The sequence below is a fragment of the Arthrobacter sp. 05L417 genome, from assembly GCF_056397865.1.
Map to the genome: position 1 here is coordinate 22,818 of NZ_JBFTOG010000053.1, position 8,338 is coordinate 31,155.

Sequence of the window (8,338 nt, forward strand, 5' to 3'; positions counted from 1 at the left end):
TGCGGAGAGCGCCCCAGAGCCCTAGCCTGACAATCTATCCAACGCTACGGGCGAAAATGATCACTCAGTGTGCATTGCACTGAAATTGAGTGGGCATTGCACTGAAAATGAGTGGTCAAGGTGGGTCGGAGTAGGTATAGGGGGTCTGTCGAGCCGCAGCGGGTTTCGGAGCGGCGCGATGGGACTTAACCCACTGCCCCCGGCTTCCGCCAAGCCAGGGCCAACACAAACACCACCGCACTCAGCCCCAGCATCACCAACACCATGAGCCCCCAGTTTGCCTGGTTGACCCCGGGACCGTACAGCACACCAATGAGCACCGTCGCCGTGATGGCCCCGAGGTATCGGCACGTCTGGAAAATCCCGGCTGCCACTCCCCTGTCCTCGGGCCGTGCGGACACATACAAGCCCTGGTTCGATGCCGTGCTGACCACCCCATACGGCACACCCATCAGCGCGGTGAGCACGAGCACCAGCGGGGGCCAGAAGGACAGCGTCAGCACCCCGAGCGCACCGGAAGCCAGCGCCAAAAGCACGACGCCGGCGATCATCACGGACCGCACGCCGAACCGCTCAATGAACCGCACCGTCACCGGCGTCATGAAAACCGACATGGCAGCAAGGGGAAGCATCAGCAGGCCGACCACCCCGGCGTCGTACTTTCCCGCCTGCTGCAGCAACTGCGGAAGCCCGAAGAAAGCAAAATAGTAGACCGCGCTGAACACCGCGAAACCCAAGTACAACAGCAGCAGCGGCCGGTTCCGGCCGAGCAGCCGCAAGTCCAGGAACGGCGGACTGAAACGCAACTCGCGCCAGGCAAACAGCGCGGCCAATACAACAGCGACGGCGATGAACCACCAGCGGTAGGCCGGCATGACGTTGAGCAGCGCCATCATCGCCAGCGTCAACGAAGCGATGAACGCCAGGATGCCCGGAATGTCCGAATCGCGAAGGAGGGCGGAGAGCTTGCCGCTTTCGCGTCCGACGTCGGGCGGCGCCACACGCTGCACCACGATCAGGGCCAGAAGCGAGATCGGCACGTTGATCGCGAACAGCGCCTGCCAGCCGATCAGGCTCACCAGGAGGCCGCCGACGACGGGTCCCACCGCAGCGGCCGAGGTGTTCGCCATCTGGATCCGCCCCAGAGGCCGGGTGGAGCTGATGTTCGCCTGCCGGCTGAGCGTCGAGACCATGACGACGGCGCACGGGTACGCCGTCGCGGTCCCCACCGCCATGAGCGCGCGGGCCACGCAGACCAGCGCAAAGTTCGGCGAGAACGGCGCCAGAACGCATGAAATTGCGACCACTGCCATGCCGAAGGTAAACAACCTCCGCGGACCAAAGCGGTCCGCCAGGCGGCCCATGAGCGGCTGGCCAGCCGCCGAGGCGAGATAGAAGGACGTGATCACCCAGGTGACCGTGGCGACGTCGAGCGCGAAGTCCTGGCGAAGAACCACGAGCGCGACGGCGATCATCGACGAGTTCAGCGGGTTCAGCGCCGTCCCGAGACTCAGTGCAGCGATCGCTAGGCCGGGGCGGGGTTTGTTGGTCACGTCCCTAAGTCTGGTCCATCGTTGCCTGAGGTCACGAAACGACGCGTCACGAACCTCGGCGGGGAGCCGTCAGCCCTGCGGTATGGACAGTACCGGCTTGCGCTTTCCGTTGGCATATTCAGTCACCGTCGGGACCGGGGGCTTTGGCGGGGCCACAACCCGAGCTGGCGGCGGGGGTGGCGGCGGCGCAGGCGGAATGCAGGAGTAGTTGTAGTCGAAGTCGGTGGTGAATTGGGTGAGCGCAACCACGCCGCCGACTGTCAGTGGCGGGGCGGAGCAGAGTTCCACAGCGGACTCCGGAGACGTTGCTCCGGCAAGCCAGCTCTTAAGTCCGTTCAGGTTGCTGTCGGGGTGAAGCCGACCGGCGATTAGTCCGAACTGGTACGAGGTTGAGTAGATGCCCACCGCCGCGCCAATGCTCTGCAAAAAGGAGGCCATGCCTTCAATAACCGCGGCGTTGGCCACAGTGTCCCAGGACCAGGCGTTCCCGGTCTCCACGTCCAGCCACCACATGCGCTTGGCGGGGTCGCTGATCCCGTAGCGATTGACGTCGTCGAAGGCGATTCCATAACCGTAGAGGTAGGCGCACGCCGCCGAAGCTGTCCCGTCGCAGCTCCCATATGGGTTGCGACCGCTCACGCCCACCTCCGCATCGGATGCCGGCCACCACCCGCCATACCCCGCGGGATTGGCGGTATTCACATACACGGCGGCCGCCGGCTGGCTCGTCCCGCCCGCCGAACCGTTGGCCCAGCCCAACTGTTCGGCGAAACAGGGATTCGCGGTGCCCGGCCGGCCGTCGTTCACTCCGACGATCCCGAACGCCTGGCCGGAAGGTAACCAGCCACCACATTGGGGCCAGGAGATGTCGCTGCCCAAGACGATGCCCGAAGCCTCCAAGGGTGCGGCATTCGCGGGGGTGAATGGTGTGGCTATCCAAGCAAGCGAAAGGCAAGCGACGGCCATGAGTTTTGCAGTTTTCATGATGTGCGTCCTTGGCATGGTTCAGGGCCCTGCCGGGGGTTGGTGCTGCCGCACATTGCATCCCAAAAGCAATGGCAGTGAGCCATCTTCGGCTCACTTCGGATCCTACGGACGGGCTTCTGGGCAGCCTTGAGTGATCCCTACTCGAATTAGTTAACGAATTTGCGAGTGTTGCCCGTGTTGCACCCGGAGGGCGCACGACGGCGGTCGGCGGCAAGGCACTTAGGGCATACGCAGGCCAGGGAAAAGTTCAGCGAGGATGGCCCCACGGCGCAAGTAGCCCGCCAGTGCTAAACGCTCCTGCGCACCCGTGCGCCGTCGTCATAGTGAGCGAGCGAACGCGAAAAACGCGCCATAAGTGAGCGAGGGTCGCCTGACACAGGGCAAAGCGCTCCGAGAGTGCAGGAGGATCGGGGAGCGTCCCCGGACGCGCGCTCTGAATCAGTCAGGAAGCTACAAGTCCGTCAGCGACTACCGCGAGCATGGATGCTGCTGCATCGGCCGGAAGTTCGCTGTTGTCTACCACTGCGGCCACACCGCCGACGAGCCGGCTGATCTGCATCGCATCCACTCCAGGGCGCAAGGCGGAGTCCAACGCCTCGATCACGCGCTGATTAGCGCCGAGGTAGGTCTGGCACTTTGCCGCAAATGGTGAACCCGGGTCGCCTAGCGCCGCGGTGATCCGCGCGGCCGCACCCTTGTGTTCTGTCAGCATCGACGCATAGTCGGTCAGCCAGCTCAACAACTGCTCCCGCGCCGGGGCGTCGAGGGACAGTGCCCGGTCGACGGCGGTGCGGACCTTTTCTGCCCACGCCTCGAGGACCGCGTCGTACAGCGACTCTTTGGTCGGGAAGTGCCGGTAGAGCGTACCGGGTCCCACCTCGGCCGCTTTGGCAACTTCGTCCATGGAGACGGCTTCAAAGCCTTTGACACGGAAGAGTGCACGCGCAACCTCCACGATCCGGTCGCGGTTGCGTTGGGCGTCAGCGCGCACAGAAACACCTTTCAATACACCATTGCAAAACGGAGAGTGTCTCCGTATAGTTCTAAACGGAGCAACTCTCCTCTTAGTGTACGTCAGCCCCCTCGGCTAGAACAGGACACCTCCCATGACACCCACAATCGCCACACGCGCACCCGCCGGGATCATTACATCCGGCCGTCGCGCCGGCAGCATTGGCCTCTGGCTGGTCATGCTGGCCCAACTCATGCTTGTCCTCGACGCGACCGTCGTGAACGTCGCGCTCCCCCACATCGCCACCGACCTCCACTTCGACCGGGCCGAACTCAGCTGGGTCCTGAACGGCTACGCCGTCGCTTTCGGCGGCCTCCTGCTGCTCGGCGGACGGATCGGGGACGTCGTCGGCCGTCGTCGCACCTTCCTGGTGGGCGTCGCGGCCTTCACGCTCTTCTCATTGCTTGGTGGCCTGGCCACCTCGCCCCTACTCCTCGTCATCGCGCGCGCACTCCAGGGCCTAGGCGCCGCATTCGCCGCCCCGAGCGTCCTCGCGCTCATCACCACCAGCGCGAAGGACGACGGCGCGCGGAACCGGGCGCTCGCCCTGTTCTCCGCCATTGCCTCCATGGGAGGCGCGCTCGGGCTCATCCTCGGCGGACTCCTCACCGATACCACCAGCTGGCGGTGGACCCTCTTCATCAACGTGCCGATCGGCGTCGTCGTCCTCATTGCGGTGCCTCGCCTCGTCGCGGAAACTCCCCGGCGGCCCGGACGCTTCGACATCCTCGGAGCGGTGACCGCGACGGGCGGCGCCGTCGCCATCGTGTGGGGCCTCATCCAAGCGGGCGACGTCGGCTGGTCCAGCCCGCGCACGATCGGCGGCCTGCTTGTCGGCGCAGCGCTGATCGCAGTTCTCGCCGTTACCGAGCGGAGGGTGGCGCACCCGCTGCTCCGACCGCAACTGCTGCGCAGCCCGAGCCGACTGGCGGCGCTGGCCGCGATGGCGGCGACCTACGGTGGCATGCTGGCGATGTTCTTCCTTATGGTCCAGTACCTAGAAGACGATCTGCACCTCACGCCGATGGTGACCGGGCTTGCGTTCCTGCCGATGCCGCTAAGCATCTTCGCGATGTCGCGGATCGTCCCGCGGCTACTCGAGCGCTTCGGGGCCGTCCGGCTGGTGGTCTTTGGCACCGCGCTTCGCGTCGTCGCCTTCCTGCCGCTCACACAACTGAAAACGGACACCCCGTTCGCCCTTGTTTTGCTTGCACTCCTGGGCACTGGAATCTCCGCCGGCATGACGTTCATGCCGCTGACGACGCTCGCGCTGCGCAATGTCGAACCCGAGCACGCAGGGTCCGCCTCCGGTCTTTTCCAGACAATGCAGCAGTTGGGCGGCGCCGTCGGCCTGGCCATCGTGGCTTCGATCTACGCAGCCTTCGCGATCCCCGGCGACTTCCTGACCGGCGGGCGGGCCGGGTTCTGGTCGGCAACCGTCCTTTCCGCGCTCGCCCTGGCAGCCGTCTTGGGGTTGGTCTTCAAACCTCGGAACGCGGTATCTCGCAACGTGGCATGAGGGGTGCGCTCACCGGCCGCCTAGGCCTTTGGCGTAGGCGGCCTGCCCCGCGTGCTGAAGGCAATCGGCGATCGTGCTGACCAAGCGCACGCCGAGAGTGACGGGCGGGTCCCAGCGGGTGTCGACGATGCGATCAAGGTCCTCGTCGTCGAGCGTTTCCACGAACGCCATCGTCTGCCGGTGCACGGCGTCGTAATATTCGAGCAATAGCTCCGGCGGGGCCTGAACCGCGTCGACTTTATCGCTCGAGTGGCCGTAGCCGGTGTCGCGTTCGGGCAGCGGCAGCTTGAAACGGCCGGCGAAATCCTGCGAAATCCAGACCTGCTTCATCCCGGCGGCGGACGCGACTTGGACGTCCTCCACGCGGCTGAGGTGCCAGATCAACCACGCAATCGAGTTTCCGGTGCCGGCGGGCCGACGGACCAGGGACTCGTCGTCGACCCCTTCCAGGGTTGCGGCCACTACGTCACGGATCCGGCCAAAAGCATCCTGCAGCAGTTCGTTGGATTTCATCGCTTCCCTTCACTGTGTTCTTGGCTGAGACCCCACGAAGTCCAAGGCCTCACGTGCCAGGGCCAGCCATGTCTCCTCATCATCGGCAGTGACGGTGAGCCACTCCTTCATTGCACTGCCCTTTCCGGCGTCAAACGGCGCACCAACTCCGGTTCCGATCAGCGTCTCGACCCGCTGGTGCGGCAGCTTCACAACAAGCCTTCCTCCGGAGATCATCGCAAAAATCGAGCCGTGAACCTTCAGCGCGTTCGAACCGAATCCGCGCTGCCCCGGTTCTCCCGGCACGCTCACGCCGGGGCTGGCCCTGAATTCATCGACCAGCACGTTGAAACGCTCCTCAGGCAGCATGGGAACATCTTCCCGCCCCGGCTGTCGGGTAACAACGGGTAAACCGTCAGCTAAGTCGCGCGGGGTCAAACATCCGGCGGATCGGCAGGCATAAACTACAAGCAGAACGTCTCTTCCGACGCCGGGGAGCTCAAATGGACACTGAATTCGCTGATGTCATCGGTCATGATGTCACCACGATCACTTGCCTGTGCGGAAACACGGTCAGCAAAGAGGGATTGATTCAGGCCAACTCGCAGGGCGTCCCTGTTTACGCGGGAGCAGAGTCGCCGGTCCCTGCCGGACTGGCCGCGTGGCCCGACGATGAGGACCTCTACACCCTGTGTCCGTCATGCGGCCGGGTTTACCACGACACCGTCATTGAAGCGACAGGTACCGCGCCCGTGGCCTTTCAGGTAGACGTCACCGCCGGCCCGATCGCTGACGCGATCCGGATTCATTGGGAACTCAGCACCTGATTTTGAGACCAGTTTTCCTTGTTTCGCTTTTCGCGACGCCGAAGGGCTGTGCGGGAGCCTTAAATGTCAGACCCCCGTGACAGGGTTTAGTCATGGAAGGCATCGGTCAACTCGTGGCACGTCGGGCAACCCCGCCCGACGGCGGGATCGCGGCGCCGGGACGCCTGTCCCGCCGCCTGAAGCCCGTCGCCGCCCGCCACGCCCAGCTTCAAAACTCGTTCCAGTTCCAAAATTCTTCCCAGCTCCAGACCCCTTCCCAGTTCCAGATCCCTTCCCAGTTCCAAAACCCGGCCGCCGCCGCACCGTCCCCCGCGGGTGGCCTTGACCTGGCGGTGGCGGCGATGGATGCGCTGCGCACAACCGCTCTCTCCGACGCCCGCTCGTTCACTTTCCCTGATGCCGCGGATTTCGCCGGCAAGGTCGAAGAGATCTCACGGACGGTGGAGTTCTTGCAGCTCGTCGCCGCCCAGGCCGTGGAACGGACCCGCAGCGAAGCCCAGGCGGCACGGCAGCCATCCGCGGCCCCGGGGTGGAGGACCGGCTGGACCGAACCCACGGCAACCGCAGCGAGCCCGGAAATTCCTGCAGACACCGCAACCGCGGCCGGCACGGCAATTCCGGCAGACACGGCAACCGCGCCCGCCCCGGAAGGCCCCGCGACCAGCCTCACCGAAGCCGCGGACGTCCCGGTGCAGGCTTCTGCCGCCAACCTGGCCGAAGCAGCCGACCCGGTGGACGACGGTTACCGGAACGCGGCCGAATTCCTGCGGGCCAGGCTGCGGATCGGCATCGGCGAGGCCAGGCGCCGGCTCACCCTGGCCTCCGGCGTGCTCCCCCGGACAGGGATCACCGGACAGGACGTACCCGCACGCCACGAAGTCCTCGCCGCGGCCCTTTCCACCGCAGCCGTGCCCTCCCGATCGGCCACCATCATCAGCACGGCCCTGGACCAGGTACGACACCTCGCCGATCAGGAAACCACCCGGCAGATGGAGCACTCACTCACCCACACCGCCGTGCAGAGCGACCCCGATTTCGTGAACCGCATGGCCAAGCGCTGGGTCGACGCCATCGACCAGGACGGAACCGAACCCGGCGAGGAAGAACTCCGCCACCGCCAAGGAGCATTCATCCGCAAAACCCGCCGCGGCCTGCACCACCTGGAAATCTTCGCCACCGCCGAACAATTCGAAACCCTCGCCACAGCCATGAACACCGCCACCAACCCCCGCCTCCAGCACCACACAGACGACGCAGCCCACCCCGCCGGAGCACAGGATCCGGATCCAGCCGGCACCACCGGCAGCCCCGCAGGACACCCGGAGCACGACACCGCCGCCCACCCCGCCCTGGACCGCCGCTCCCGGGCACAGAAGCTGCTCGACGGACTCACCGGCGCCTGCAGCATCGCCCTGGCCACCGGCGGGCTGCCGGCGAACGGCGGACTCCGCCCCCAGGTCATGGTCACCATCGACTACCAAGACCTGCTCAAGCGCATCGACCGCGAAACATCAACCGCCGCGAACCCCCGCCCCGGCACCGGTGCCTCCACCTTCCAGGGCCCGATCCACCCCTCGGTCATCCGCAAGATCGCCTGCGACGCGGACATCATCCCCGTCCTGCTCGGCAGCGACAGCCGCGTCCTGGACATCGGCCGCACCACCAGGATCTTCCCGCCCCACATCCGCAAAGCCATCATCGCCCGCGACCAAGGCTGCACCTTCCCCGACTGCACCATCCCCGCACCCTGGTGCGAAGCCCACCACATCACCTACTGGTCACAGGGCGGCACCACGAGCACCGACAACGGCACCCTGCTATGCAGCCACCACCACCACGTCATCCACAAAGAACACTGGACCATCACCATGGAAACCGGCACGGCATGGTTCAAACCACCACCCCACCTCGACCCCCGCCAAACACCCCGACGCAACCACTACTTCAG

At 65.4% G+C, this 8,338-nt stretch carries 8 protein-coding genes; 3 read left to right on the top strand and 5 right to left on the bottom strand.

Annotated features, from left to right (window positions below; translation table 11 throughout):
• Window positions 1-185: 185 nt before the first annotated feature.
• From AC1DJW_RS24665 to AC1DJW_RS24675, 3 genes are all read right to left on the bottom strand, one after another.
• Window positions 186-1,553 (bottom strand): MFS transporter, encoded by a 1,368-nt coding sequence (locus tag AC1DJW_RS24665; protein WP_390281023.1) that lies wholly within the window; start codon window positions 1,551-1,553, stop codon window positions 186-188.
• A gap of 69 nt (window positions 1,554-1,622) precedes the next feature.
• Complete coding sequence (locus AC1DJW_RS24670; protein WP_476902779.1) at window positions 1,623-2,537, bottom strand: hypothetical protein; 915 nt, start codon at window positions 2,535-2,537, stop codon at window positions 1,623-1,625.
• A 445-nt stretch (window positions 2,538-2,982) separates the two neighbouring features.
• Window positions 2,983-3,531 carry a TetR/AcrR family transcriptional regulator gene (locus tag AC1DJW_RS24675; protein ID WP_390281017.1) on the bottom strand — a complete coding sequence of 183 codons (549 nt, stop codon included), beginning with the start codon at window positions 3,529-3,531 and terminating at the stop codon, window positions 2,983-2,985.
• A gap of 115 nt (window positions 3,532-3,646) precedes the next feature.
• Between AC1DJW_RS24675 and AC1DJW_RS24680 the strand changes: the two genes are divergently transcribed.
• Window positions 3,647-5,071, top strand: coding sequence for an MFS transporter (locus AC1DJW_RS24680; RefSeq protein WP_476902780.1), 1,425 nt, complete (start codon window positions 3,647-3,649; stop codon window positions 5,069-5,071).
• A gap of 9 nt (window positions 5,072-5,080) precedes the next feature.
• Here the strand turns inward: AC1DJW_RS24680 and AC1DJW_RS24685 are convergent, their stop codons facing one another.
• Together AC1DJW_RS24685 and AC1DJW_RS24690 are read right to left on the bottom strand one after the other, a co-directional pair.
• Window positions 5,081-5,584, bottom strand: coding sequence for a mycothiol transferase (locus AC1DJW_RS24685; RefSeq protein ID WP_284756203.1), 504 nt, complete (start codon window positions 5,582-5,584; stop codon window positions 5,081-5,083).
• 9 nt (window positions 5,585-5,593) lie between these two features.
• The gene (locus AC1DJW_RS24690) at window positions 5,594-5,932 is read right to left on the bottom strand and encodes a hypothetical protein (RefSeq protein ID WP_476902781.1); all 339 of its coding nucleotides are present in this window, start codon (window positions 5,930-5,932) and stop codon (window positions 5,594-5,596) included.
• A 134-nt stretch (window positions 5,933-6,066) separates the two neighbouring features.
• Here AC1DJW_RS24690 and AC1DJW_RS24695 point away from each other — a divergent pair, with 134 nt between their 5' ends.
• Entirely contained in the window at window positions 6,067-6,390 is a 324-nt protein-coding gene (locus tag AC1DJW_RS24695) for a hypothetical protein (protein ID WP_284756200.1), read from the top strand.
• Between the two features lie 92 nt (window positions 6,391-6,482).
• The coding region (locus AC1DJW_RS24700; RefSeq protein ID WP_476902782.1) for an HNH endonuclease at window positions 6,483-8,338 on the top strand (1,856 nt) is incomplete at its 3' end.